Annotated in this window: 20 protein-coding genes; 14 read left to right on the top strand and 6 right to left on the bottom strand. The window is 65.3% G+C overall.

What is annotated here, in order from left to right; translation table 11 throughout:
- The first annotated feature begins 373 nt into the window (after nt 1-373).
- From tagH to I9018_RS31740, 13 genes are all read left to right on the top strand, one after another.
- Entirely contained in the window at nt 374-1,888 is a 1,515-nt protein-coding gene (tagH, locus tag I9018_RS31800; RefSeq protein WP_241108347.1) for a type VI secretion system-associated FHA domain protein TagH, read from the top strand.
- A gap of 62 nt (nt 1,889-1,950) precedes the next feature.
- Nucleotides 1,951-2,460: a type VI secretion system lipoprotein TssJ gene (tssJ, locus tag I9018_RS31795; RefSeq protein WP_124347090.1), complete on the top strand. Its 510-nt coding sequence runs from the start codon at nt 1,951-1,953 to the stop codon at nt 2,458-2,460.
- A gap of 15 nt (nt 2,461-2,475) precedes the next feature.
- Nucleotides 2,476-3,810 carry a type VI secretion system baseplate subunit TssK gene (tssK, locus tag I9018_RS31790; protein WP_068577633.1) on the top strand — a complete coding sequence of 445 codons (1,335 nt, stop codon included), beginning with the start codon at nt 2,476-2,478 and terminating at the stop codon, nt 3,808-3,810.
- Between the two features lie 6 nt (nt 3,811-3,816).
- The gene (locus I9018_RS31785) at nt 3,817-5,142 is read left to right on the top strand and encodes a DotU family type VI secretion system protein (RefSeq protein WP_068577635.1); all 1,326 of its coding nucleotides are present in this window, start codon (nt 3,817-3,819) and stop codon (nt 5,140-5,142) included.
- On the top strand, nt 5,139-8,642 hold the full coding sequence (gene tssM / locus I9018_RS31780; RefSeq protein WP_241108346.1) for a type VI secretion system membrane subunit TssM: 3,504 nt from the start codon (nt 5,139-5,141) through the stop codon (nt 8,640-8,642). The genes I9018_RS31785 and tssM overlap by 4 nt, the downstream gene beginning before the upstream one ends.
- Nucleotides 8,639-9,295, top strand: a complete 657-nt coding sequence (tagF, locus tag I9018_RS31775; protein WP_068577637.1) for a type VI secretion system-associated protein TagF — start codon at nt 8,639-8,641, stop codon at nt 9,293-9,295. The genes tssM and tagF overlap by 4 nt, the downstream gene beginning before the upstream one ends.
- Nucleotides 9,296-10,030, top strand: a complete 735-nt coding sequence (locus I9018_RS31770) for a protein phosphatase 2C domain-containing protein (RefSeq protein WP_068577639.1) — start codon at nt 9,296-9,298, stop codon at nt 10,028-10,030. It abuts the gene before it with no gap.
- Nucleotides 10,031-10,032: 2 nt separating this feature from the next.
- On the top strand, nt 10,033-13,107 hold the full coding sequence (locus tag I9018_RS31765; protein WP_241108345.1) for a serine/threonine-protein kinase: 3,075 nt from the start codon (nt 10,033-10,035) through the stop codon (nt 13,105-13,107).
- Entirely contained in the window at nt 13,107-13,823 is a 717-nt protein-coding gene (locus tag I9018_RS31760) for an ABC transporter ATP-binding protein (RefSeq protein ID WP_068577643.1), read from the top strand. The genes I9018_RS31765 and I9018_RS31760 overlap by 1 nt, the downstream gene beginning before the upstream one ends.
- Nucleotides 13,823-15,025 (top strand): ABC transporter permease, encoded by a 1,203-nt coding sequence (locus tag I9018_RS31755; protein WP_241108344.1) that lies wholly within the window; start codon nt 13,823-13,825, stop codon nt 15,023-15,025. Before I9018_RS31760 ends, I9018_RS31755 begins: the two co-directional genes overlap by 1 nt.
- 22 nt (nt 15,026-15,047) lie before the next feature.
- A complete protein-coding gene (locus I9018_RS31750) occupies nt 15,048-16,730 on the top strand; it encodes an SUMF1/EgtB/PvdO family nonheme iron enzyme (RefSeq protein WP_241110213.1) in 1,683 nt (560 codons plus the stop codon).
- 83 nt (nt 16,731-16,813) lie between these two features.
- On the top strand, nt 16,814-17,749 hold the full coding sequence (gene tagQ, locus I9018_RS31745; protein WP_068577649.1) for a type VI secretion system-associated lipoprotein TagQ: 936 nt from the start codon (nt 16,814-16,816) through the stop codon (nt 17,747-17,749).
- A 140-nt stretch (nt 17,750-17,889) separates the two neighbouring features.
- Nucleotides 17,890-18,273: a helicase gene (locus I9018_RS31740; RefSeq protein ID WP_068577651.1), complete on the top strand. Its 384-nt coding sequence runs from the start codon at nt 17,890-17,892 to the stop codon at nt 18,271-18,273.
- Between the two features lie 95 nt (nt 18,274-18,368).
- On the opposite strand, the gene I9018_RS31735 is transcribed toward I9018_RS31740, so the two are convergent.
- The 6 genes from I9018_RS31735 to exbB all read right to left on the bottom strand — a co-directional run bounded on the left by I9018_RS31735 (nt 18,369) and on the right by exbB (nt 25,197).
- Nucleotides 18,369-19,769, bottom strand: a complete 1,401-nt coding sequence (locus I9018_RS31735) for an aminoacyl-tRNA deacylase and HDOD domain-containing protein (protein WP_068577652.1) — start codon at nt 19,767-19,769, stop codon at nt 18,369-18,371.
- A gap of 79 nt (nt 19,770-19,848) precedes the next feature.
- Entirely contained in the window at nt 19,849-21,924 is a 2,076-nt protein-coding gene (gene recG / locus I9018_RS31730; protein WP_068577653.1) for an ATP-dependent DNA helicase RecG, read from the bottom strand.
- Between the two features lie 9 nt (nt 21,925-21,933).
- Nucleotides 21,934-22,854, bottom strand: coding sequence for a hydrogen peroxide-inducible genes activator (locus I9018_RS31725; protein ID WP_068577654.1), 921 nt, complete (start codon nt 22,852-22,854; stop codon nt 21,934-21,936).
- Between the two features lie 148 nt (nt 22,855-23,002).
- Nucleotides 23,003-23,755, bottom strand: coding sequence for an energy transducer TonB (locus I9018_RS31720; RefSeq protein WP_068577655.1), 753 nt, complete (start codon nt 23,753-23,755; stop codon nt 23,003-23,005).
- A complete protein-coding gene (gene exbD / locus I9018_RS31715) occupies nt 23,752-24,180 on the bottom strand; it encodes a TonB system transport protein ExbD (protein ID WP_068577656.1) in 429 nt (142 codons plus the stop codon). The genes I9018_RS31720 and exbD overlap by 4 nt, the downstream gene beginning before the upstream one ends.
- A 6-nt stretch (nt 24,181-24,186) precedes the next feature.
- Nucleotides 24,187-25,197, bottom strand: a complete 1,011-nt coding sequence (exbB, locus tag I9018_RS31710; RefSeq protein ID WP_241108343.1) for a tonB-system energizer ExbB — start codon at nt 25,195-25,197, stop codon at nt 24,187-24,189.
- Between the two features lie 189 nt (nt 25,198-25,386).
- Here exbB and I9018_RS31705 point away from each other — a divergent pair, with 189 nt between their 5' ends.
- Complete coding sequence (locus I9018_RS31705) at nt 25,387-26,244, top strand: NAD-dependent epimerase/dehydratase family protein (RefSeq protein WP_241108342.1); 858 nt, start codon at nt 25,387-25,389, stop codon at nt 26,242-26,244.
- Nucleotides 26,245-26,280: the final 36 nt, after the last annotated feature.

Below are 26,280 nucleotides of genomic sequence, written 5' to 3'. Positions count from 1 at the left end.
AGCCTGCAGGACAGTCAGGCAGTTAATGCGCTAGTTAATTGTGAACTCGCGCACATTTCTTGGTTTATATAGACTCGCTGATACTAGTGAGCCATCATCCGTGTTCAAGAAGTTGTGCATTTTTGGTGTAGTAGTTGTGGCTTGTCAAGGTAAGCTATTCGCCCTGCATGACAGTGTTATGTCGCCTTATTAGCTCCTTGACCGGCGAGTCAGATCACGGTGGGGAGAAAGGCTTTTGTCATCTGTGTAGTTTAAGTTGAGCGAACATGCTGTGAACGGCGCTGTTTAAGGGATTTTTTGCGGGCTTTTCATCTTTTCATGGAACTTTTTCCCCGCCGCCGGTTCGCACGCGGAAGTACAGCAAGGAGGCGCGATGTCGCTGTGTTTGACTATCACTAGTTATCACAAGATTACCCCTGGTCAATGCCCTGAGAAACTAATGGATCAGGGAATGATGGCAATTGGCCGTAGTTCCGATAATGACTGGGTACTTCCTGATCCCGAGCGCTTAGTCTCGGCGCGACATTGCGTCATCCAATACAAGGATGGCCGCTATTATTTGACCGATAACAGTACTAATGGTGTGGAGTTAGTCCATGCCGGTATTCGTATGCGTCGGGGTAACAGCGAGCTTCTGGAAGACGGCGAGATTATTCGTATTGGCGATTACGAGATCAGTGCACGGATAGACTTCGGTCTCAATCGCGCTCAAGAGCAAGCCTTCTCCGGGGACAACGCCAACAGTTTCGAAGCGCTGATGGGGCGCCAAGCGGCGGCGCCGACCCCTGTCGAGCCGATCTCCCTGGCGCCGGTGGCGCACTTTCAGGGGGCCTCGGCCCAGGACACCTTTCCCGACCTGTTCGATTTCCTGGCGCCGAGTGCCACGCCTCCGGCTACGCAGCCCGATCATGTTCCTGCCGAACAGCATGACTTTCGCCCGCCGACCCCGACCGCGGTGCCCCAGCCAGTGCCCCAGGCACAGCCGCAGCCAACAGCGCCCCTGGGCGGCTCGATGATCCCGGAAGACTGGGATCTGTTCGCCGAAACGCCGGCCCGGCCTGCGCCGCAGCCTGAAACTGCACCAATGGCGCCGCCGGTCGTGGCGCCGTTTGCCGGTATTGGCGACTTCGACGCACAACCCCCGCAACCGCAACCGCAACCGCAACCGCAACCGCAACCGCAACCGCAACCGCAACCGCAAGTGGCTGTTGCGCCAGAGCCAGTGCCACCTGTTGCCCCCGTAGCGCCTGTCGCCCCGGTGGCGCCGATGCCGGTCGCAGAGCCCGTGGTAGCGCCGTCCGTCGATTTGTTGCAGGCGTTCCTGCGTGGGGCCGGGCTTGAGCAGTTGCGCATCGATCCGCAGCAGGCCCAGGCCCAGATGGAAAGCCTGGGTCGCAGCTACCGCCTGATGGTCGAAGGGTTGATCGACGTATTGCGCGCGCGCAGCAGCCTCAAGGGCGAGTTCCGCATGCAGCAGACGATGATCCGCCCGGTAGAGAACAACCCGCTGAAGTTCGCTCCCAATGTCGACGAAGCGATGCTCCTGCTGCTGCGCCACAGCAACCAGGCGTTCATGGCCCCGGACCAGGCGGTTCAGGACAGTTTCGACGACTTGCGAGCCCACCAGTTGGCGGTCATGGCAGGGGTCGAGGCGGCCATCAAGCACCTGCTCGGACGTTTCGAACCCAGCGAACTGGAAGCGCGCATGAGCAAGCCCGGTGGCTTGGGCAACCTGTTCAGTGGCTCGCGCCAGGCCCAGAACTGGCAGCAGTTCACCGCGCTCTACAAGCAGATTTCCAGTGAGGCCCAGGATGATTTCCAGGACCTCTTCGGCCGCGAGTTCAGCCGCGCCTACGAAGAACATACCCATCGGTTGCGCCGCTCCTGAGCGCGGCCTGGAAGCCCTACACACGGATACACGGACAGCTGATACGTCATTGAGGACGCAGGATGATTCAACGATTGCTGACATTGGTCGCCATGCTGGTACTGGCGGCTTGTGCCAAGGACACCCCACCGCCAGCCGCCGAGCCGGCCAAGGATGGGCCCGGCGCCACTTCGGTGGAGCTGCACTTCCAGGCCAACCCCGGGCTCAATCCCAGCCCTGATGGCAGTAGTACGCCTGTGCGGGTGCGGATCTTCGAATTGAAGAATCCGGCTGCCTTCATGCGCGCCGACTACTTCGCCCTGGCCGAGCGGGCCTCGGCCACCCTGGGTCCCGACCTGATCGACCAGGACGAAGTGCTGGTGCAGCCGGGCGACCAGTTCACCCTCAAGCGCACCCTGGACCCGGCCACTCGCCAGGTCGGCCTGCTGGTGGGCTTTCGCGAGATCGACCGGGCCCTGTGGCGGGTCAGCGTCAACACTGCGCCGCGCCTGAACAACGCATATCAGATCAGCCTCGATCTTCGCGCGGTCAGCGCCGAACTCGCGGCGTCCCCATCCAGCCCCGCCCAATAGGCAATCGGAGCAACCATGTCCTGGAACAATCGAGTGGTCTGGTCGGAAGGCATGTTCATTGGAACCCAGCACTTCCAGCAGCACGACCGTTACCTGGAAAACCTAATCGACGCTCGCAGCCGCCCGCTGTCGGCCGGCGCCTGGGGTTTCTCCGAACTGCGCATCGACCAGGGCCTGCTGGCCCAGGGCAAGCTGGCCATCATCAGTGCTCGCGGCCTGTTGCCCGACGGTACGCCGTTCAATATTCCCCATGACGACCTGGCGCCCAGCCCATTGAGCATCGACGACAAACTGCGCGATGGCCTGGTGTACCTGGCCCTGCCGCTCAAGCGCGCCGGGGCCCGGGATACCGTGGACGAGGGCGAGGAGCTGGGGGGCGCGCGTTACCTGAGCCAGGTCCGTGAGGTGCGCGACGATAATGCCCCCTTTGAAAACCGTGCGCCGGTGGCCGTTGGCTCCCGGGCCCTGCGCCTGCTTACGGCCCAGGATGGCCTGAGCGACTACGCCGCCATCGGTGTGGTGCGGGTCAAGGAGAAGCGTGCCGATCGTGCCCTGGTGCTCGATGACAGCTACATCCCGCCGTTGCTGGATGTCGCGGCTTCCAAGCCGTTGAGCGCCTTTCGCAGCGAGCTGCTGGGGCTGTTGCACCAGCGGGGCGAAGCCCTGGCCGGTCGCGTGGTGGCCTCGGGGGCGGGCGGCGCTTCGGAAATCGCCGACTTCATGCTGCTGCAATTGGTCAATCGTGCGCAGCCGCTGATCAGTCACCTGAACCAGATCAGCCCGCTGCACCCGGAGCGCTTGTATAGCGAGTTGGTGAGCCTGGCTGGCGAGTTCTCGACCTTTTCCAACAGCAGCCGACGCCCCTTGGATTTCCCGCAGTACCAGCACGACGAGCTGGCCCTGAGCTACGCCCCGGTCATGCAGGCGCTGCGCGAGGCCCTGTCGATGCTGATCGACAGCAAGGCCACGCCGATCCCGATCGTCGAGAAGGCCTACGGCGTCCATGTGGCGATGCTGGCCGACCGGACCTTGCTGGAAAACGCCAGCTTCATTCTGGTGGTGCGCGCCGACGTGCCCGGCGAGACCCTGCGCGGGCGCTTTGCCCAGCAGAGCAAGGTGGGCTCGGTGGAGCACATCCGCGACCTGGTCAACCTGCAACTGCCGGGCATCGGCCTGTTGCCACTGCCGGTGGCACCGCGCCAACTGCCGTACCACGCGGGCTCCACCTACTACGAACTCGACCGTGGTAGCGAACACTGGAAACAACTGGCTCATTCCGGTGGCTTCGCCTTTCACGTCGCTGGGGAATTCCCGGGGTTGAACCTGGCCTTCTGGGCCATTCGAGGATAAGTCGCGATGCATCCGTTCGACGATTCGGCAGGGCAGCCGTCCCCGGCCAACGACCGTACCCAGTTCATGCCGCGCCCTGGTGGTCGCGCGCCCGAGCCCAATCGCCCGGCGGCGCCACCGCCACCGTCCCTGGCGATGCCGGCGGCACCATTGGCCTCGGGCCAGGCACAGGGTCTGAACCCCCTGGAAAGCGCAGCCGGCCCGCTGCTGGCGCTGCTCACTCGCCTGCGCAGCACCCTGGCGCATCCGGCTCCGGCCAGCTTGCGAGCGCAATTGCTGGCCTACCTGCGCCAGTTCGAAGAGCGTGCCGAGGCGGCCGGAGTACCGCGTAACGATGTGCTGTTGGCCCGCTATGCGCTGTGTACCGCCCTGGACGAGGCGGTACTGAGCACGCCCTGGGGCAGCACCAGCGATTGGGGCAAGCAGAGCCTGCTGATTACCGTGCACAACGAGGCCTGGGGTGGCGAGAAGGTCTTCCAGCTGCTGGAGCACTGCCTGCAAAGCCCGCGCGAACGCCTGTACCTGCTGGAGCTTTTGTACCTGTGCATGTGCCTGGGCTTCGAAGGCCGCTACCGGGTGATGATCGACGGTCGCAGCCAGTTGGAGGCCCTGCGCGAGCGTACCGCCGCGACCATTCGCAGCGCCCGTGGCGAACACGAGCGCGAACTGTCGCCTCATTGGCGCGGCGTCACCGTGGCCCGGGATCGCCTGGCCCAGTTCATGCCGCCCTGGGTCGGTATCGCCATCGCCGTGGCGTTGCTGCTGGCCCTGCTGTTCGGCCTGCGCCTGAAGCTGGCGGCGGATGCCGAGCCAGTGTTCAAGAACATCCATGCCCTGGGCGAGATTCCGGTACAGACCCTGGATCGCCCGGTGATCCAGCCCAAGGTGGTGGAGCGTCCACGCCTGGCCGGGTTCCTGGCCGACGATATCCGTGCCGGAAAAGTGGCGGTGGAAGACGCCGTCGACCGCTCGGTGGTGACGATCCGCGGCGATGAACTGTTCGCTTCGGCCAGCGCCAGCATTCGCGACGACTATCAGCCGCTGATGCTGCGCATCGCCGATGCCGTGCGCAAGGTCAAGGGCCAGGTGCGGATCACAGGCCACAGCGACAACCGGCCGATCGCCACTTTGCGCTTTCCGTCCAACTGGAAGCTGTCCCAGGCCCGTGCCGAGTCGGTGCTGGAGATCCTGGCGGCGAAGACCGGGCAGCCGGCGCGGTTCAGCGCCGAAGGCCGCAGCGATACCGAGCCGTTGGCAACCAATGCCACCGCCGAAGGGCGGGCGCGTAATCGTCGGGTAGAAATCAGCGTATTGGCGGAGGGGGTCGAGTGAAGGCGTTTTTCAGTTTTGTGATTCGCTGGGTGATCCCGCTGCTGGGGCTGATCGCCCTGAGCCTGATCATCTGGTTCGTCGGGCCGCTGCTGGAGTTCCTGGTGCCGGAAGGCCGGCGCTGGGCCCTGATCATTTTCATTTTCGCGGTGTGGATCGCCTACCGGGTGTTTCGCATCATCCAGGCCCGCCGGCATGCGGCCAAGGTTTTGCAGAGCCTGGCGGCCGATACCCCGCCGGACCCGGACAGCCTGGCCACCGCCGAGGAACTGGCGGCCCTGCGCCAGCGCATGGACGAGGCCCTGGTGCTGCTGAAGAAGGCCAAGCTCGGCGGTGACGAGAGGCGCAACCTCTACGAACTGCCGTGGTACGTGATCATCGGTCCGCCCGGCTCGGGCAAGACCACTGCGCTGGTCAACTCCGGCCTGCACTTTCCGCTGGCGGCACAATTGGGTGCAGGCGCCGTGCGTGGTGTCGGCGGTACCCGCAATTGCGACTGGTGGTTCACCGACCAGGCCGTGCTGCTGGACACTGCGGGCCGCTACACCACCCAGGACAGCCATGCGAATGTGGACAAGGCAGCCTGGCTGGGCTTCCTCGACCTGCTCAAGACCCAGCGCTCGCGCCGCCCCATCGATGGTGCCTTCGTGGCCATCAGCCTGTCCGACCTGCTGTTGGGCAGCGAAGCGGAGCGGGCGGCCCACGCCGCGGCGATCCGCCTGCGCATCCAGGAGCTGTATACCCAGCTGGGCGTGCGTTTCCCGATCTACCTGATGCTGACCAAGTTGGACCTGGTGCCAGGCTTCATGGAGTTCTTCGACTCCCTGAGCAAGGAAGAGCGAGCCCAGGTCTGGGGCATGACCTTCGCCCTGGACGATGGCAAGGGCAGCGACAGCCCCCTGGCGCACCTGCCGGCAGAGCTGGCGGCCCTGGAGCAGCGCCTCAACGAACGCCTGGTGGAGCGCTTGCAACAGGAGCGCGACCCGGCGCGGCGCGACCTGATCTACGGCTTCCCGCAGCAGTTCGCGGCGCTCAAGGAGTCCTTGCAGGGCTTCCTCGAAGGTGTGTTCAAGCCCAATGCCTTCGAGGAGCGGGTGTTGCTGCGCGGGGTGTACTTCACCAGCGGTACCCAGGAAGGCAGCCCCATCGACCGCCTGATCGGCGCCATGGCCCAGAGCATGAACCTGGACCGCCAGCACCTGGCGCGCCAGACCGGCACTGGCCGCAGCTACTTCATCGAGAAGCTGTTCAGTGCCGTGGCTTTCGCCGAGCGCGGGCTGGTGGGGGTCAACCCCAAGGTCGAGCGTCGGCGCAAGTGGATCGCCCGTGGCGCCCTGGCCGCCAGCGTGGCCTTGGTGCTGGTGGTGGGCACCCTGTGGATCGTCAGTTACCGGGCCAACCAGAGCTATATCGCCCAGGTCGACCAGCGCGTGGCGCCGGTGCGCCAGGGCGTGCAGAACCTCAGCCCGGCCCAGCGCGATGTGCTGGCGGTGCTGCCGCTGCTCAACGCGACCCGCAACCTGGCCGGCGATGCCCCGGGTTGGGCCGAAGGCCTTGGCCTGTACCAGGGCGACATGCTCGAGGCCGAGTCCGCCAGTGTCTATCGCAAGTTGCTGGTGGCGGTATTCGCCCCACGGCTGATGACCCGCATCGAAGAGCAACTGCACAGCGGTGGAAATTCGGACTTCCTCTACGAGGGCCTCAAGGCCTACCTGATGCTGGCGGACAGCGAGCATTACGACGCGGACTTCATCAAGGCCTGGATCACCCTGGACTGGGACCAGACCCTGTCCCGGGAGCTACCGCCCGACCAGCGCCTGGCCCTGACCGGCCACTTGCAGGCGCTGTTCGAGAAGCATCCGCCCAATGCGCGCCTGGACCAGCGCCTGATCGAGGACCTGCGCCGCCAGTTGCAACAGCTGCCAGTGGCCCAGCGGGTCTACGATCGGGTCAAGCGCGCCAAGCTGCCGGCCGGCGTGCCGGACTTTCGCCTGAGCGAAGCCGGTGGCCGTGATGCGGCGTTGGTGTTCACCCGCAAGAGCGGCAAGCCATTGAGCGAGCCGCTGAGCGGGCTGTTCACCGCCAAGGGCTACCGCGAGGGCTTCCTGCTGGCTAGCGTCAACCAGGCCGGAACCCTGGCCGAGGAGCAGTGGGTGCTGGGTCGCGACCAGGCCGAGCAACAGAACGTCGCCAGCCTGGCCGCCGATGTGCGCCGCCTGTACTTCCAGGATTACCTGCGCCAGTGGGACGCGCTGCTGGCGGACATCGACTTCGTGCCGATCACCAGCGTGGCCCAGGCCGCCGATGTACTGCGGATCATCTCCGGCCCCACTTCGCCGTTGAAGAAACTGTTGGTGGCGGTGTCCAAGGAAACCGACCTGCAACAGGAAGAACGCCTGCTGGCAGCCCAGGGCCAGAAGGTCGAGGGCGGGGTCGACCAGCTCAAGCAGCGCCTGGGTTCGCTCTTGGGCCAGGAGCAGGCCGCGGGTCCGGCGGCCGTGGCCAGCGAAGACCCGGTGAGCCTGCACTTCGCCGACCTGATCAGCCTGGTGAGCAAGGGCGAGGGTGAGCCGGCGGCCATCGATGGCCTGCTGGCGGACATGAACGCCCTGTACGTGCAGGTCAGCGCCATGGTCGGCGCCAGCGGCGATGCGCTGCTGGGCGAAGCCAAGAACCAGGCCAGCGCCGCCGCGGCCCGGGTCAGCCTGACCGCTGCGCGCCAGCCGCCGATGGTCCAGGGGTTGGTCAAGTCGGTGGTTGGTTCTACCACCAACACCATGATGGGCGGGGTGCGCAACCAACTGAACGCGGCCTGGGTCAGCGAGGTGGTGAACGTCTATCGCCAGTCCCTGAGCGGGCGCTACCCGATGTCGCCGGGCAGCTCCCGGGATGCGACCCTGGAAGACTTCGGCCAGTTCTTCGGCACCGGCGGAGTGATGGACAGCTACTTTCGCAAGTACCTGCAGCCCTACGTCAACACCTCCACGACGACCTGGAGCTGGCAGCCGGGCGCGGCACAGAAACTGGGGATCTCCCCCGGCGTATTGCAGACCTTCCAGCGGGCTTCGAACATCCGCGATGCGTTCTTCCGCTCCAGCGGCGGCACCCAGCCGGCTGTGCGCTTCGAACTCAAGCCAGTGGAGATGGACGCCAATATCAGCCAGTTCCTGCTTGACCTGGATGGCCAGCAACTGAGCTACGACCATGGCCCCAGCCGTCCGGTAGCGATGCAGTGGCCCAACCCGGGGAGCATTGGCGTGGTGCGCCTGTCGATCATGCCGCCGTCGGCCAGCGGGCGTTCGGGCATCACCCTGGACGGTCCCTGGGCCTGGTTCCGCCTGCTGGAGCAATCGGACCTGACTGCCACCAATTCACCGGACCGTTTCAACCTGCGGCTGCGGGTGGATGGCGCGAGCATCTCCTACGAGTTGCGCGCCAGCAGCGCCTTCAACCCGTTCAAGAGCCGAGTGCTCAGCGGCTTCAGCCTGCCGGAGCGGCTATGACGACGATGCCTGGCCTGTACGGCAAGCTGGCCAGCCGTGGCGACTTTGTCAGCCGTGGCTTGCCACAGAGTTTCATCGCGCCCTGGGACAGCTGGCTGGCGGCGGGGCTGCTGGCCAGCCAGAACGCCATGGGCGAGCACTGGTTGAATGCCTATCTGGTCAGCCCCCTGTGGCGTTTCGCCCTGGCTCCAGGCCTGTGCGGACCCCAGGCGGCGGTCGGGGTGGTAATGCCGAGCATCGATCGGGTCGGGCGGTATTTCCCCCTGACGGTCGTCGCGCTGCTGGAGCCCGGCGAAGACCTGGCCTCGCTGGTGAGCGGCCCGGACCAGTGGTTCGAACAGGTGGAGGAGCTGTTGCTGGCAACCCTCGACGAGGGCGCCAGCTTCGAGGCCTTGGAAGAAGGCTTGCAGGGCCTGGGGGCGCCGCTGGCGACAGCGCGTGCCGAGGGCAGTCATTTCGCCGGCCTGCAACGGTTCTATGTCAATGATCCGCAGGCCCGGGGGACGGTACTGGCCGCCCAGGCCCTGGATGGATCGAGTGTCTGGTGGGGGCGCGGCTCGCAGTACATCAGCCCGATGCTGCTGCGTTGCCAGGGCCTGCCACCGGCCAATGATTTTGCGCAATTTCTGCTCGGGCAAGAGGGTGCCGTCTAAATGCGTTCAGCGCCACAACTGTCCTACCAATCCGCCAGCTACAGCCATGTCGGCATGGTGCGGAAAATCAATGAAGACGCCTGGCTGGAAGCTCCGGAGACCGGCCTCTGGCTGGTGGCGGACGGCATGGGCGGGCACGCCGCCGGGGATTACGTCAGCAGCCTGATCGTCGATAGCCTGCGGGCGGTGCCGGCCGGCGACAACCTGGAGCAATACGCTGCCGCGCTGCGCAACGGCCTGGCGGCGGTCAACGCCGCCGTGCGCGAGGAAACGGCCAACCGTGGCGTGACCATGATGGGCAGTACCGTGGTACTGCTGGCGGTACGCGGCGACCAGGCGGTGTGCCTGTGGGCTGGCGACAGCCGCTTGTACCGGTTGCGCGATGAACAGCTGGAGAGCATTTCCCGGGACCACAGCTACGTCCAGGACCTGCAGGACAGCGGCTTGCTCAGCGAGGCCGAGGCTCGGGTCCACCCGCGGGCCAACATCGTCACCCGGGCCATTGGCGTCGAGGCCCAGCTGGAGCTGTCCCAGGTCGACCTGCAGGTACAGGCCGGCGATACCTTCCTGTTGTGCAGCGACGGCCTGAACAAGACCGCCGAGGACTTCGAACTGCGCGACGTGCTCAGTCACAACGAGCCCAACGATGTGGTGCGCAGCCTGATCCACCTGGGCCTGACCCGGGGCGCGCCGGACAACATCACCGCCATCGTGATCAAGGCCGCAGGACACTGACCATGGACATTCTGATTCCCGGCTTCGATATCCAGGGCGAGATTGGCGAAGGTGCCATGGCCAGCGTGTACTTGGCGACCCAGCGCTCCCTGGAGCGCAAGGTGGCGCTCAAGGTCATGGCCGCCTCCCTGGCGGCCGACCCGAGCTTTTGCGAGCGCTTCCTGCGCGAGGGCAAGACCCTGGCGCGCCTGTCCCACCCGCACACCGTGACCATCCACGACATCGGCAATGTCGGCGAGCTGTACTACATGGCCATGGAGTACCTGCCCAACGGCACGCTCAAGGAGCGCATCGCTGCCGGGCTGACCCCGGAGCAGGGCCTGACCTATATCCGCCAGATCGCCTCGGCCCTGGGCTATGCCCATGCCCAGGGGTTGGTGCACCGTGACGTCAAGCCGGCCAACATCCTGTTCCGCGCCGATGGCACGGCGGTGCTCTCGGACTTCGGCATCGCCAAGTCCCTGGACGATCGCACCCAGTTCACCCAGGCCGGCTTCGCTGTCGGCACCCCAAGCTACATGAGCCCCGAGCAGGCCCGTGGGCAGGACATCGACGGCCGCGCCGACCTCTATGCCCTGGGCGTGGTGCTGTATGAAATCCTTGTCGGCAAGCTGCCGTACAACGGCACCGATGCCTTGTCCACGGCCCTGGCCCACCTCACCGAGCCGTTGCCGGAGCTACCGGTGCACCACGGCCGCTACCAGCACATCCTGGGTAAGCTCCTGGCCAAGGACCCGGCGGAGCGCTACCCGGATGCCGCAGCCTTGCTGGCGGCCCTGGACAACCTGCCGGCGGCGGCCCCGGAGGTCGAGGCGACGCTGATCCAGCCGTTGCCCTTGCCGCCCCTGGAAGTGCCCGTGGGCAAGGACCTGGCCGGGCTGACCCCGGTCTCCATCGAGATTCCCCAGCAGGCCCCGCGCCAGGAGCCGCGTCCGGAACCTGTGGTGCCACCGCAGCGCGTCTCCAGCCTGCCGCCCCAGGGCGCCGAGCCGACCGGCCAGCGGCGTGGCCCGGTGCTGGCCCTGGCCGGCGTGGCCGTGGCAGTAGCCCTGGTCGTGGCTGGCGGTGGCTACTGGTGGTTGTCCGGGGACAGCCCGCAGCCAGCGCCCAAGACCGCGACTCCGACCCCGACCTCCGGTAGCGGGAGCACGCCCAGCGTGGCGCCACCGGTTAGCCAGCCTGTGGCGAGCGATGTCGATGGCGGCCAGCGGCCGTTGTTGATGCCGGGCAAGAAAACCCTGTTCCAGCGAGTGCTGAGCAAGCCTGGAGCGAGCTTTTCCAGCGAGCCCGGGGCGGCGCCAGGCCCGGCGGTGCCGGCGTTCTCGGTGCTGTATGTGTACCAGCGCAAGCAGGTTGGCGGGCGCCCGTGGCTGCGCCTGGGCGCGGCCAGCGATGGTCGTAGCGCCGGCTGGCTGCCAGAGGACCAGGTCAGCGACTGGAAGCAGAGCCTGGTACTCAAGTTCACTGAGCGCTCGGGGCGGGCGCCAGTGATGTTCGTGCGCCAGGCCAGCCAGTTGGAGCGCCTGCTGGCCGATCCTGCGGCAGCCAAGAACCTGCTGCTCAACGCGCAGAAGAATCCCCAGGACGACCAGCAAGTGCTGGCCCTGGAACCCAATGCCAGCGCCGTGCCCCAGGACCAGTTCTACCTGCTGCCGATCTTCGACTCCAAGGAGAGCTTCGACGAAAACGGCCAGCCGGTGCAGTTGCTCAATATCGCTTCCATCGATCCGGGCAGCACCCCGCAGAGCATCAGCGACAGCACAGGCAAGAGCCTGCCGGTGAATACCGCGCCAGCCGCCGGTGATGCTTTCCGCACGGCCGTGGTGCTGGTGGTGGACACCTCGGTATCGATGCAGCCCTATATCGACCGGGTGCGTGATGTGGTGCATGAGCTGCAGAGCAAGCTGGCCGCGCGCGGCGAGTTGGACAGCGTCAGCTTCGGCCTGGTGGGGTTTCGCAACAACACCAGCAAGACGCCGGGACTGGAGTACGTCACCAAGACCCTGGTGAGCCTGGACCAGGGGCGCGATCCGCAGCGTTTCCAGCAGTTGGTAAGCCAGGTCAAGGCCACCAATGTGTCCAGCCATTCGTTCAACGAAGACGCTTTCGCCGGAGTCATGCAGGCGGTGGAGGGCATGGACTGGAAGGGCTATGGCGGTCGCCTGATCCTGCTGGTCAGCGATGCCGGCGCCTTGCGCAAGAACGATCCCTATAGCCGGACCCAGATGAATGAGGCCGAGGTGCGCCAGGCGGCCCTGGGCAAGCAGATCAAGATCTATGCCTTGCACCTGCGGACCGACGCCGGGAAGAAGAACCACGCCCAGGCCGAGACCCAGTACCGGGTGCTGACCGCCGATGCCAACCCGAAGATCGGCGACCTGTATATCCCGGTGCCCGGTGGCGATGTGGGCAAGTTCGGCGAGCGGGTCGACGAGATCGGCACAGTGTTCGCCGACCTGGTGCATCAGGTGCGCAGCAATCAGCAACAAGCGGTTCCGATGCTGGCCGCAAGCCCGAGCCTTGCCCAGAAGTCCGCGGCCATCGGCTATGCCATGCACATGGACTTCCTTGGACACAAATCCGCCAGCCAGGCGCCGCAACTGGTCAGCGCCTGGACCGCCGACCGCGACCTGACCAACCCGGCGCTGCCAGCGTTCCAGGTCTGCGTGATGCTGACCAAGCTGCAGCTCAACGACCTGCAGCAGTCGCTGAAGCTGATCGTCGATGCGGCGCGCAAGACCCAGACCTCGCCCAAGGATTTCTTCCAGGAAATCGCCAGCGCCAGTGCCTACATGAGCCGCGACCCCTCGGCCTTGCGCAAGGGCGGCAATCTCGCCGATGGCGGCGTGCTGGGGGAATACCTCGAAGGCCTGCCGTACCGCAGCAAGTCGCTGAACATGACCCAGGACCTGTGGTTGTCGCTGAGCGTGGCCGAGCAGGAAGACTTCATCGATGAGCTGGATTCGAAGATCCGTCTCTACGAGACCTTCCACAACGACCTGGCCAACTGGGTACGCTTCGGCGATGCCGAGCCGGGTGATGCCCTGTACCGCGTTCCCTTGTCGACGTTGCCCTGATGCTGAACCTTTCGGATGTGCGCAAGAGCCGCGGCGAAGGCCGCCAACGCTACAGCCTGGTGATCCCCAGGCTGCAATTGCGCGCAGGCGATCAACTGGCGGTGGTGGGCCCCAGCGGCTGTGGCAAGAGCACGTTGCTCGATTTGCTGGCGCTGGTGTTGGCCCCGGATTCGTCCAGGTGCTTCGAATTCGCACCGCTCGACGCTGCCATCGATATTGCCCAGGTCTGGCGGCAGGCTGGGCACAGCGCCCTGGCCGAGCTGCGCAGCCGGCACCTGGGTTATGTACTGCAGACCGGCGGCCTGCTGGGTTTCCTCGATGTGCGGGGCAACATCGGCTTGCCGCGCAAGATGCTCGGGCTGGCCGATGAGGGCATTCCCCGGCGCCTGGCCGAACGCCTGGAGATTGTCGACCAGCTCCACAAGAAACCCGCCGATCTGTCGGTGGGCCAGCGCCAGCGGGTCAGTTGTGCCCGGGCCCTGGCCCATGGTCCGCAGGTGCTGTTGGCGGACGAACCGACGGCGGCCCTGGACCCCTTGAACGCCCAGCGAGTGATGCAGCTACTGGTGCAGCAGGCGCGGGACCAGCAGCTGTGCTGCGTGGTCGCCACCCACGATGAACCCCTGGCCCGGGCCAATGGCTTGCAGGTCCGGCGGATTGCCTGCCAGCGCGATGCCGATGGTGGCGTCACCGCGACCCTCGGGGAGGCTTGCTGATGCGTGCGGCCCTCACAGCGGCGCTGGCCTGGCAGGACTATCGGGCCGATACCTGGCTTTCGGCCTGCTCGGTACTGGCCCTGGTGGCGGTGATCGCTCCGTTGCTGGTGCTGTTCGGGCTCAAGTTCGGCCTGGTCAGCAGCCTCACCGAGCGCTTGGAAAAAGACCCGGCGGTGCGCGAGATCATTCCCCTGGGCGGCGGGCGCTTCAGTGCCGCGTTCATTGCCGAACTGCGCCAGCGCCCGGACGTGGCGTTCGCCTTGCCCAGGACCCGGCAGATCGCCGCCACGGCAGAGCTGGCGCGAGGTGAGGGGGATGTTGGCCTGACCGTGGAAATGCTGCCTACCGCGCCTACCGACCCCTTGCTGGGGCCGTTGCCGGCATTGCAGGGCATGAACGGGGTGGTGCTCAGCCGCACCGCCGCGGAGAAGCTCGGGGCCCGGCCGGGAGACTGGCTGCAGGCCAGTTTCGGCCGCCAGGTGGCCGGGCGCAGCGAGGTGCAGCGGACCCGGGTCCAGGTCGAGGGCGTGCTGCCCCTGGAGGCCTTTGCCCGTGATGCCCTGCTGGCGCCCCTGGAGTTATTGGAGGCCGCCGAGGATTACCGCGACGGTCGTGCGGTGCTGGCCATGGGCTGGGCCGGCGGGGCCCCGACGCAGGCCGGGCAGCGGGTGTACCCGGCGTTTCGCCTGTATGCGCGCAGCCTCGACGATGTCGAGCCGCTGCGCCGGTATTTCGCCGAGCGCGGCCTGTTGGTGTCGACCCAGGCCCAGACCATCGCCCAGGTGCAGTCCTTGAGCCGCAACTTGTCGATCGTGTTCTGGATCATCGCCGCGTTGGCCCTGGCCGGGGCCTTTGCGGCGATCTTCGCTGGCGCCCTGGCGGCGGTGGAGCGCAAGCGCCGGGAGTTGTCGGTATTGCGCCTATTGGGTTTTTCCACCGCGGCGCTGCTGCTGTTCGTGGTGTTCCAGGCCCTCTACAGCGCGAGTCTTGCCGCTGTGTTGAGTGGCGTGCTGTATGGCCTGGCCCAAGCCGGGCTGAATCATCTGTTCATGCAGGTGCCGGGCGAGTATGCCAGCCACCTGCTGCCGGCCCATTACGGGCTGGCCCTGTTGGCGACGCTGGGCGTCAGTAGCCTGGCCGCTGCGCTGGGCGGTTGGCGGGTGTCGCGCATTGAAGCTTGTGAAGGAATTCGCGATGTATAAGTTGATCAGCACCGTGCTGGCCATGACCCTGGCGGGGGCCGTGTGGGCCGAAGAGCCCGTCAATAAGATGGACAACCCCAAGCCCCTGGAGGGCGATGTCAGCCTGCCGTTGCCCTGTGACGGCGAGATGCTGTTTCGCTACGTCTATGTGCTGGCCCAGGGCACCCTGGACGACCGTGAGATCAACCTGGGCTATCCCTTCGCCGAAGGCGAGAGCGGGTACCAGCAGTCGTTCATTTCCGGCTATCGCCGGGACTACATCAATGGCCAGTTCACCCTCAAGGACTTGCCGGGCGGCTGGGCCAAGACCATTGGCCCGCTGTTGCCCAAGGCCGGCGCCGGGGTACCGCTCAAGCCGATGATGTATTTCATTGGCAAGTATGAAGTCACGGCCCGCCAGTACGCCCAGGTCATGGCCCAGGCCCAGTCCCTGGCCAGCGGCGAACCGGCGCCGGCCTGCGAGGCGCCGGATGGCATGCAGGGGCGGCTGCCCAAGGTCAAGCTGTCGCGTTTCGAGGCCGAGCGTTTCGCGGCGGTCTACAGCGCCTGGCTGATGAAGAATCACCGTGACCTGCTGCCGGTCAGTGGGCGTGGCGGCTCCGCCGAGGATGGCGGCCTGGGCTTTGTTCGTCTGCCCACCGAAGTGGAGTGGGAATACGCGGCCCGTGGTGGCCAGGCGGTGAGCCGCCAGGAGTTGGAGGGCCGGCTGTTCCCACGGCGCGTGGAGGGCAGTGAAAGCGACGGCCCGCTGGCCGACTGGGCGGTGTTCAACCAGGTCGCCGGAGGTACTGGCCAGGCGGCGCGACTGATGCCGATCGGTACCAAGCTGCCTAACCCCATTGGTTTGTTCGATGTGATTGGCAACGCCGCCGAGATGGTCCAGGAGTCCTTCCAGTTGGTGCATGCCGGGCGGCGCCAGGGCACCTACGGCGGTTTCGTGGTCAAGGGCGGCAACTACCTGGAAGGCGAGGGCACGCTGTTCACCGGCATGCGCCGCGAATACCCGCTGTTCGCCGCCGATGGCACCGAGCAAAGCAACGAGACCACGGGTTTCCGGGTGGCCATCGGTGCCTTGTCGGCGCCTCGCTCGCGCTACAAGGAACTGTTCGCCCAGTGGCAGAAGGAAGGGCGCCTGGCGTCCCTGACCGATGCCATCGATGACGCCCAGGACCCGACCAAGCGCCTGGACAGCATCATCGCCGCCAGTGTCGATCCACGGCTGCAGGCGGAGCTGGGGCTGGTCAACGAGGAACTCAAGCGCAACGTGTCGCTGATCGCCCAGCAACGCGAGGAAGCGGCGGGCAACCTGATTCAGTCCTCGGCACTGGTGGCCGAGACGATCAACAACTACAACATTCGTCTGACCAACCTGAAGAAGAGCCAGCAGCAGGCCCTCGATGCCAAGGATGAACCCAGCGCCAAGCTGTTCGCCGAAGCCATCGACAATGGCCGCAGTGCTCTGGACGGGGCGGTGGCGATCTACATCGACAACCTGGCCACGGGCACCCGTTACACCGACGCGGTGATCCAGGCGCAATTTCAACGGATCAAGGAAGAGCTCAATCGCAAGCCGGTGCTCGGCAAGAGCCTGGTGACGCGCGCTACGTTATTCGTTCGCCATGTCGGGGACTATCGCCAGAAACGGCGAGCCGACCCGGCGACGATTTTGAAGGAACTGCTCGCATCGACCGGTCAGAAGTCATGACCGGCCGTTGTCTGTCGAGCCTGGAGGATCTCGACCGGCCTGGTGCCGCGTCGAGTTGGTCAAACTTAATCGAGATCACGAACATGCTTTTTTCCCGCAAACCCTTTGCTTCGACTTCCAAGCGTCACCTGCTGTTGGTTGCCGCCGGGTTCAGCACCGTATTGACCGGTTGCGCGACCTCTCCGGTATCCAAGGTCGCTTCCACCACCAAGGTCGAGTACTACCCGAGCTGCTACGAGCCGGTGCAGCACCTGCGTGCCACTGACTCGGACATGACCAAGTCGGTCGTCACCGGTGCCGCCCTGGGTGCTGCTGGCGGCGCCTTGCTCGGTGCCCTGACCGGCGACGGCGACCACCGTGGTCGCAATGCAGCCATCGGCGCCGCTGGTGGTGCCCTGGCTGGCGGTGCTGCTGGCTACTACACCGAGCGCCAGAAGCAGATTGCCGATGACAACCAGCGCATCGCTTCCTACGCTACCGACGTCAACAAGAGCGTGGCCGACATCGACCGCAGCACGGCTTATGCCCGCGCTTCGCAGACTTGCTACCAGCGCGCTTTCGACAGCCTGATCAGCGCTCGCAAGGCCAACAGCATCAACGATGTCGAAGGACGCAAGCGCCTGGCAGAAATCGTCAGCGGCCTGAAGGAGTCCAACGACCTGATCACCGCGGTGAATGGTCGTGCCAGCGAGGACCTGAGCAAGTACAACCAGGCCTACGAGCAAGACCTGCAGCAAGTGGGCGTACAGCGCACCGACGTGGTCAAGGTGGCCACCGCCGACACCACTCCAGTGACTACCACCGGCAAAGGCAAGGGCAAAGGCAAGAACCCACCGGCCAAGCAGAAGCTGCCGGTGGTGCCGAAGGAAGCGGTGAGCACCGAGAAGTCGATGCAGCAGGCCAAGACCAAGCAGGCCGAGAGCAACCAGGTGGCTACCACCGGCCAGACCCAGGTCAACAGCATGTGCAAGAACCCGGACCTGGGCGACTGGGCACCGGTGCCTTGCCCGAACGTCTGAGTCAGTGATTGTCTGACAAGATGTAGCGATAAGCGCTGAACGCCAGGCGATCTTCGAGCAATCGAACGGATCGGCTGGCGCTCGGCGAGTTACAGGTTACACTGCGCCGGCCATCCAATAATTCCACTGAGGCGCCGCGCATGAAATTTCGTTTTCTCCTCTGGGTACTTGGCCTGTTGATGGGCAAGGCCAGCCGCAACAATCCCGCTTTCCAGCAACAATTGGGCGACAAGGAGCTGGTATTCCAGCTGCAGACGCTCGATGGCAAGGTTGCTCGGCATTTCTTCGTCAAGGACCAGCGTGTTACCAGTCGTTCGGGGTTTTATCCCGAGCCGGCTTTCGCTATTGCCTTCAAAGACGCCGCCTATGGCTTCGCGACCATGCAGGCGAAGAACAAGCAGCTGGCATTCATGACGGGAATCCAGGACAAGTCGATCCAGATCAAGGGCAACCCGGCGCTGGTGATCTGGTTCCAGGGGCTGACCAAGTACCTGAAGCCGAAGAAGCCCAAGCCCAAGGCTTGAGGGCGCTACTGTTTCAGGGAGGGCCAGGGCCTGCGCTGCCAACAGCGGCAGCGGCTGGCAGGGCCCACCACGTCACCGGGGGTGACGTGGCTCGTTCAGACCTGGCTGAATTGCGAGGCCAGCTCTCGCAGCAGTACTTCGGCTTCCAGTACCTTGCTGACCACGTCCTCGGCCTTGTCGCGGCTCAGCCCCAGGCGCTCCAGCAGGGCGTCGGGAATCTCTTCGCGCGGGCCTGAGCCGATACCCCGGCTGCGTAGCAGGCGTACGGCCAGGCAGACCAGGTTCGGGTACTCGGCGTAGGCGCCGTCGTAGGTCGGGTCGTGCTGGAAGCGCAGGGCGGTGGACAGCTCGTCCGGCATGTCCCAGTAGCGCATCAGCCAGGCGCCGATCTGTTCGCGGCTGATCCCTAGCAGGTGCTGCTCGACGTAGCTGTGGCACAGGTGCGGGTTGACCTCCAGGTGCCGGCAGATCAGCGAGAAGTGTGGCGGGAATACGTGAGCCAGGAGCAGGTAGCCGAAGTTGTGCAGCAGCCCGGCGAGGTACGTCAGGCCGGACTCCGGGCGCTGGGCACGGGGCATCGCCCGGGTCAGCCCTTCGATTACCGCCGCGGTGTAGATGGACTGCTGCCAGTACGGCGTGGCGTGCTGCGGCTGGTCCTTGGGCAGGCTCAGGGTCTTGCCCAGCGCCAGGCCCAGGGCAAGGTTGATCACCAGGTCGAAACCCAGTACGCGGACGATGGCGTCTTCCACCGAGCGGATCTTGCCCGGCGAGGCGTAGTAGGGCGAGGCCGCCCAGCTCACCACCTGCGCCGCCAGCGCCGGGTCGGTTTCCACCACGCCGGTGATGTCGTCGATGGTGGCGTTGGGGTCGACCCGCAGCTTGATGATTTTCTGCGCGGTTTCTGCCAGCGGTGGGATCTCGATGGTGGCTTCCAGGCGTTGCTGGATGCGACGCGCGGTGAAGGCTTGCATCGCCTGGGAGATTTCCTCGCGGTCGTCATCCGGGCGGTCGAGGTTGGGACGGATGCTGCTCAGGGCTTCGCCGAAGGTACCGGCGCTGGCCTTGCTGAGCATGCTCTTGAAGTCTTCGCGAGTGATTTCCAGCAGCACGCCCGGCTCGCCGGAGTTGATCAGCAGGGTGGGCTCGCGCAGCAGGCTTTCTTCATACAGGCAGGGCGAGCTGGTCAGGGCTGGCAGGCCCGGCAGCAGGCTCAGGCTGTGTTTGCCAAGCATGCGTTCCAGGCGTTCGGTGGAAACCGAGCGCAGGCGTCGACCGGTGAGTTCGGCCAGACGGTTGAGATCCAGCAGCTGGCTCTGGGGGAACAGCACCATCAGCGCGCCCACAGCATCGTCCAGCAGCACTGCCTGGACTTTGCGTTCGGCCGACAGGCCCGGCTGGTCGATGACTTCGTTGTAGCCGATGGCCAGCTTGCCGAGCAGCAACCGGATAACAGACGGCGCGTGCGGGGTTGCAGTGGCGAGGGCAACTTCTGTCATGGTCTGGTATCCGTTCTTCTACAATGTGACCAGTATAACCAGCTTGGTCATGCCAATGGTCCATTAACTGAGTGTTGGTTCACACTTGCCCGTATTGCTGGCCGTGGCGCAGCCAGCGCTCCAGCAGCGGGCTGACGTGGTCCGGCCAGCGCTCCAGCAGCGCCTGGGCAGCATCGCGCACGGCGGGCAGCAGGTCGGCATCGCGCATCAGGTCGGCCACCTTGAATTGCAGCAGGCCGGTCTGGCGGGTGCCGAGCATTTCCCCGGGGCCGCGCAGCTCAAGGTCTTTTTCGGCGATGACGAAGCCGTCGTTGGTCTCGCGCATGATGCCCAGGCGTTGACGACCGATTTGCGACAGCGGCGGGTGGTAGAGCAACACGCAGTGGCTGGCGGCGCTGCCGCGACCTACCCGGCCCCGCAATTGGTGCAGTTGGGCCAGGCCCAGGCGCTCGGGGTTTTCGATGATCATCAGGCTGGCGTTGGGTACGTCCACGCCGACTTCGATCACGGTGGTGGCCACCAGCAGTTGCAGGTGGCCGGCCTTGAACTCGGCCATGACCGCCGCCTTCTCCGGTGCCTTCATGCGGCCATGGATCAAGCCTACTCGCAGCTCGCCCAGGGCGCTGGACAGGTCCTCGAAGGTGGTTTCGGCAGCCTGGCAGGTGAGTTCCTCCGACTCCTCGATCAAGGTGCAGACCCAGTAGGCCTGGCGACCTTCGGCGCACGCCGCGCGTACCCGCTCGATCACTTCGATGCGGCGGCTATCGGTCACCAGCACGGTGTTGACCGGCGTCCGGCCGGGAGGCAACTCGTCGAGGATGGAGGTATCCAGGTCGGCGTAGGCACTCATGGCCAGGGTCCGGGGAATGGGCGTGGCGGTCATGATCAACTGGTGCGGGCAGAGTTTGCCACCGACACCCTTCTGGCGCAGGGCCAGGCGCTGCTGGACGCCAAAGCGGTGCTGCTCGTCGATGATCGCCAGGGCCAGGTTCTTGAATTGCACTTCCTCCTGGAACAGGGCGTGGGTGCCCACCACCATGGGGACTCCGCTGGCGATCTGTTCCAGGGCGGCGCTGCGGCTTTTGCCCTTGAGCTTGCCGGCCAGCCAGGCGACTTCCAGGCCCAGCGGCTCCAGCCAGCGCTTGAAGGTGATGAAGTGCTGTTCGGCGAGGATCTCGGTGGGCGCCATCAGCGCCACCTGGTAGCCGGCTTCCAGCGCCTGCAGGGCGGCCAGGGCGGCCACTACGGTCTTGCCGGCGCCAACGTCGCCCTGGACCAGGCGGAGCATGGGTTCGGGCTGGCTCAGGTCGTAGGCGATTTCATTGCCCACCCGTTGTTGTGCTCCGGTAGGGGCGAAGCCCAGGTTCTTCAGGTACCGGGCCGGTAGTTTCTTCGCTACCGGCAGTACGGGCGCGCGCTGGGAGCGCAGGCTGTCGCGCAGGCGCTGCTGGGACAGCTGGTGAGTCAGCAGCTCCTCGAATGCCAGGCGGTGTTGGGCCCAGTGGTGACCCAGGGCCAGTTCATCGACATCGGCGTCGGCCGGAGGGTGATGCAGGTAGCGGATCGCATCGTCCAGGGGAGCGAGTTGGTAGTCCCTGGCCAGTTCCTGCGGCAGCCAATCGGGCAGGCTGCGTGGGCCGAGCATGGCCAGGCTCTGTTGGCACAGCATGCGCAGGCGCTGTTGGGTCAGGCCTTCGGTGAGCGGATAAATGGGGGTCAGGGTCTGGTCCACCGGTGGTGGTTCGTCACCCTGGATGGCGCGGTACTCGGGGTGGTAGATCTCCAGGCCCGAGGCGCCTGGGCGGGCTTCGCCGTAGCAGCGTACGCGGGTGCCACGTTTCAGGCCCTCTTTCTGGGCGTTGCTGAAGTGGTAGAAGCGCAGGCTCAGGCCCCCGGTGCCGTCTTGCAGGCGCACCAGCAGGCTGCGGCGCTTGCCCATGACCACATCGGCGCCACTGACCGTGCCTTCGACCACCGCGTCCTGACCTGGGCGCAAGGCGCCGATAGGCACCACGCGAGTGCGATCCTGGTAGCGCAGGGGCAGGTGGAACAGCACATCCTGGAGGTTCTCCAGGCCGACCTTGGCCAGTTTCTCGGCCATGGCCTCGCCGACGCCCTTGAGCGCCGTCACCGACACCTTCGACAGCTCAGTCATCGCGAGGGCTTAGCTGGCGGCAGGCGGCTTGGCCACCGAGCACAGGCGGATCGAGTCGGCGAGGATCTCGATGGCCTTGGGCCGCGGGAAGCTCGCGCGCCAGGCGATGGCCACGGTGCGAAACGGTGCGGGCGGGGTCAGTGGGCGGACCTCGATGACACCGGGGGCGTAATGATGGCTGTCCACTGCCGACAGCGGCAGGATCGAGACGCCCAGGCCTGAAGCGACCATGTGGCGAATGGTTTCCAGCGAGCTGGATTCCACGGTGGTGTGCTTGGCGCCGTCATTGCCCTTGGTCAGGGTTGGGCAGGCCTCCAGGACCTGATCGCGGAAGCAGTGCCCTTCGCCCAGCAGCAACAGGCTCTTGTCGTTGAGCAGGCTGGCGTCGATGGTTTCCTTGCGCGTCCAGGAGTGGTCGCTGGGCATCAGCACGTAGAAGGGTTCGTCGTACAGTGGCAGGGTCAGGACGTCTGCTTCGTTGAACGGCAGGGCGATGATGATCGCGTCCAGTTCGCCATTGCGCAGCTTGTCCCGCAGTACGTGGGTGAAGTTTTCCTCGATATACAGCGGCATCTGCGGGGCGACCCGGTGCAGCTGTGGAATCAGGTGGGGGAACAGGTATGGGCCGACGGTGTAGATGGCGCCGACCTTGAGGGGCGCTGTCAGTTGGTTCTTGCCGGCCTGGGCCAGTTCGCGGATGCCCTGGGCCTGCTCCAGTACTTTCTGTGCCTGGGCGACGATGGTCTCGCCGACCGGGGTCAGGCGTACGGCGCTCTTGCTGCGCTCGAAGATCAGCACGCCGAGTTCGTCCTCAAGCTTCTTCACGCCAACCGAGAGGGTGGGCTGGCTGACGTGGCAGCGTTCGGCGGCATGGCCGAAATGCTGCTCTTGGGCAAGGGTAACGATGTAGCGCAGTTCTGTAAGAGTCATAGCGGGCGTCCGTAAGGTTGCGGCCAAGCATAACGGCTGCAATCGATAGACGCACGTTATCAGACTGAAGGTGGAATACGACACCCGCCAATGCCTGACTCAGGGGGCATAAACACGAAGGGCACCCTGAAGATGCCCTTGCGGTGTGTCAGCGGCGGCCGCGGCTTCTGTCGATCTCGTAGTTGTACGAGGCGGTGATTTCCACGCTGCCGTTGTTGAGCATGTCGGCAGGTGGCTTGGGCAGCGGTTGGGCGCGACGGATCATGTCCAGGGTGGCGCGATCCAGGTCGGCGTTGCCCGAACGCCCGACCAGCTCGTAGGACAGTACCTTGCCTTCGGCATCCACGACGAAGCGTAGCGAGTTGGTACCCTCTTTGCCGCGCCGCTGGGCTTCGCTTGGATAACGCTTGTACTTGGCCAGGTGTGCCTGCAATTCACCCTGCCAGTTGGCCTTGGCGGCGGCCTGGGCCGGCGATGGGCCTGGCGTTGCCGGTGCCGGGTTGCTGGATTGCGCCGGGGTGACCGGAGCGTCGCTGGGCTTTTCGTCGGAAGGCTTTTCCTTGGGCGGCTCCGGCTTTTCCACTGGCTTTGGCGGTTGTGGCTTGGGCTTCTGCTTGACCGGCTTGGGCACCGAAATAGTCGGCTTGGGTGCTTCGGCCAGCTTGGGCAGCGGCAGCTCTTCCACAGGGGCGGGTGGCTGTGGCGGGGTCACCACCTTGGGTGGTGCCGGGGGCGGCGGCACAGGGGCAGGTGCCAGTTCCACCACCATGGCTTGGGGAGGAATTGGCATGGGCTGTGGCTTGGACCAGTTGAGGGCGAGTGCAATCGCCACCGCATGGACGCCCAGCACCACGGCCAGGCTACCGCTGTAACGCGTCAGTCTTTGGCGCGTCGTGATCATTTCTTGGCTGCCGTCTCGAGTCCGACCAGGCCGACCTTCAGGTAGCCGGCTGCGCGCAGAGTGTCCATCACGCTCATCAGGTCACCGTAGTCCACGCCTTTGTCGGCCTGGAAGAAGATCGTGGTGTCCTTCTTGCCCTGGGTCTTGGCGTCGAGGGCGGCGCCCAGGGTCTCGGCCTTGATTTCGTCATCGCCGAGGAACAGGCGCTGGTCGGCCTTCACGCTCAGGAACACAGGTTTTTCCGGACGCGGCGCCGGTTTGGCGCTGGAGGCGGGGAGATCGACCTTGATGTCCACGGTGGCCAGGGGAGCGGCCACCATGAAGATGATCAGCAGTACCAGCATCACGTCGATGAATGGCGTGACGTTGATTTCGTGGTTTTCGGCCAGGTCGTCGCCTGCCCCTTCCTTCAAATGCAAGCCCATGGCCGATTACCCCACTTTCACCATGTGCGGTTGTGCGGTGCGCTCGCTTGGCTGGTGGTCCAGGTCGCGACTGACCAGCAGCAGGACTTCTGCCGAGGCATCGGTTACCTGGGCCTTGTAGCCGGTGATGGAGCGGGCGAAGACGTTGTAGATCACTACTGCCGGGATTGCCGCAACCAGGCCCAGGGCCGTGGCCAGCAGGGCTTCGGCGATACCTGGGGCGACCACGGCAAGGTTGGTGGTCTGGGTTTTGGCGATGCCGATGAAGCTGTTCATGATGCCCCATACGGTGCCGAACAGGCCGACGAAGGGGGCGGTGGAGCCGATGGTGGCCAGCACCCCGGTGCCACTGCTCATGTTGCGGCCGCAAGCGGCTACCAGGCGCTCCAGGCGGAAGCTCACACGTTCCTTGATGCCTTCTTTCTCACGGCTGTTGGCCGACAGGCGCATTTCTTCCAGGGCATCGTGGACTAGCAGGTTGGTCAGCGTGCCTTGCTTGGTGGCGCTGGCGCTGGCTTCCTTGAGGTTGGTGGCCTTCTTCAGGGCAGCGATTTCATGACGCAGGCGGCGCTTGGCGCCCATCAGCTCGAAGCCTTTGGCGATCCAGATGGTCCAGGTGATGATCGAGGCGATGGCCAGGCCGATCATCACCAGCTTCACGATGATGTCGGCGTTCTGGTACATGCCCCATGGCGACAGGTCGTGGGCCATGCCCAGGGTGTTGTCGGCTTCCAGGACTTCAGGGAGGTCCTGGGCAGCTACTGGCTGGCCATCGACCGGAGCTTGCTCGCCGGTTGCCGCAGCTGCGGCGGGAGCTGTGGCAGGTGCTGCCGGATCGGTGGCTGGGTGCTCGGCGGCCGGCGTGGAGGCGACTGGCGCCGTGGCTGGTGCGTGCTGGTCGGCCCAGGCTGCGGTCGGGGCCAGCAGCAGGCTGCACAGCAGCGCGGCGGCTGCGCCCATGGTGCGCAGCGGGCTTGGGCGTGTGGTTGGCGAGACGGAGAATGGGTTGCTTGTCATGCTGGCCGGACCTGAGAGGAGAATAGGGTGAATGTCCTTCTAGGCCTCGCAGGGCCGAGAACAAAATGGGCGGTCATTATTGCAAGTAATTCTTGTTAACAGAAGTAATAGAGTATCTTTTTTTCCTCGATTACTAGCCGCTCGTCTTGTGTGAAGGCTAGTCTTGACCTTTGTGCAAGGAGTTTTCTGATGTCTGCCCCCTCTGTTCTGATCGCCGGTTGCGGCGATGTCGGAAGTCGCCTGGCGACTCAACTGCTGGCCGAGCAATGGCGGGTCCATGGCTTGCGCCGCACGGTATCGCACTTGCCCGAGGGGGTGCTTGGCGTCGCCGGCGATTTGTTCAGTGCGCAGTGTCCGGCGGACTGGCCCGAGGAACCCCTGGACTACCTGGTGTATTGCGCCGCGGCCACCGAGCATGACGAGGCCGGGTATCGTGCCGCCTACGTCGAGGGTTTGCAGCACGTGCTGGGCTGGCTCAAGCAGCACGGCCAGCGCCCCAAGCGGCTGTTGTTCGTGTCCAGCAGCAGCGTCTACGAACAAAAGGATGGCGAGTGGATCGATGAAACCGCTCCCGCCGAGGCCAATGCCTACTCCGGGCGCCTGATGCTGGAGGCGGAACAGGTGGCCCTGGATAGTGGGATTCCTGCCAGTCGGGTACGTCTTACCGGCATCTATGGGCCTGGACGTGAGTGGCTGCTGACCCAGGTACGGCGGGGGTACCGAGTGGCGGTCGAGCCGCCGCTGTACGGCAATCGCATCCATGCCGATGATGCTGCCGGCTTGCTGGCCTGCCTGCTCAAGGCCGATCACGGTGGGACTGAGCTGGAGGACTGCTACATAGGCGTGGATGATGCACCTGCGCCGCTGGCTGAGGTGGTCGGCTGGTTACGCGAGTACCTGGGGGTAACGGAGTGGGCGGCGGACGCTAGTGTGAGGCGCACGGGGAGCAAGCGCTGCAGCAACGCCCGGGCGAAGGCTTTGGGTTGGTTGCCGCGCTATCCCAGCTATCGCGAGGGGTATGCGGCGATTCTCGAAGGGCAGGGTTGAGGCTGTCCCTCGGGTTTGCCGCCGCCTGCCAAGGCC

Origin of the sequence: Pseudomonas sp. MPFS, assembly GCF_022537035.1 — a bacterium.
Taxonomy (GTDB): domain Bacteria; phylum Pseudomonadota; class Gammaproteobacteria; order Pseudomonadales; family Pseudomonadaceae; genus Aquipseudomonas; species Aquipseudomonas sessilinigenes.
This window is presented reverse-complemented; position numbering and strand designations above follow the sequence as displayed.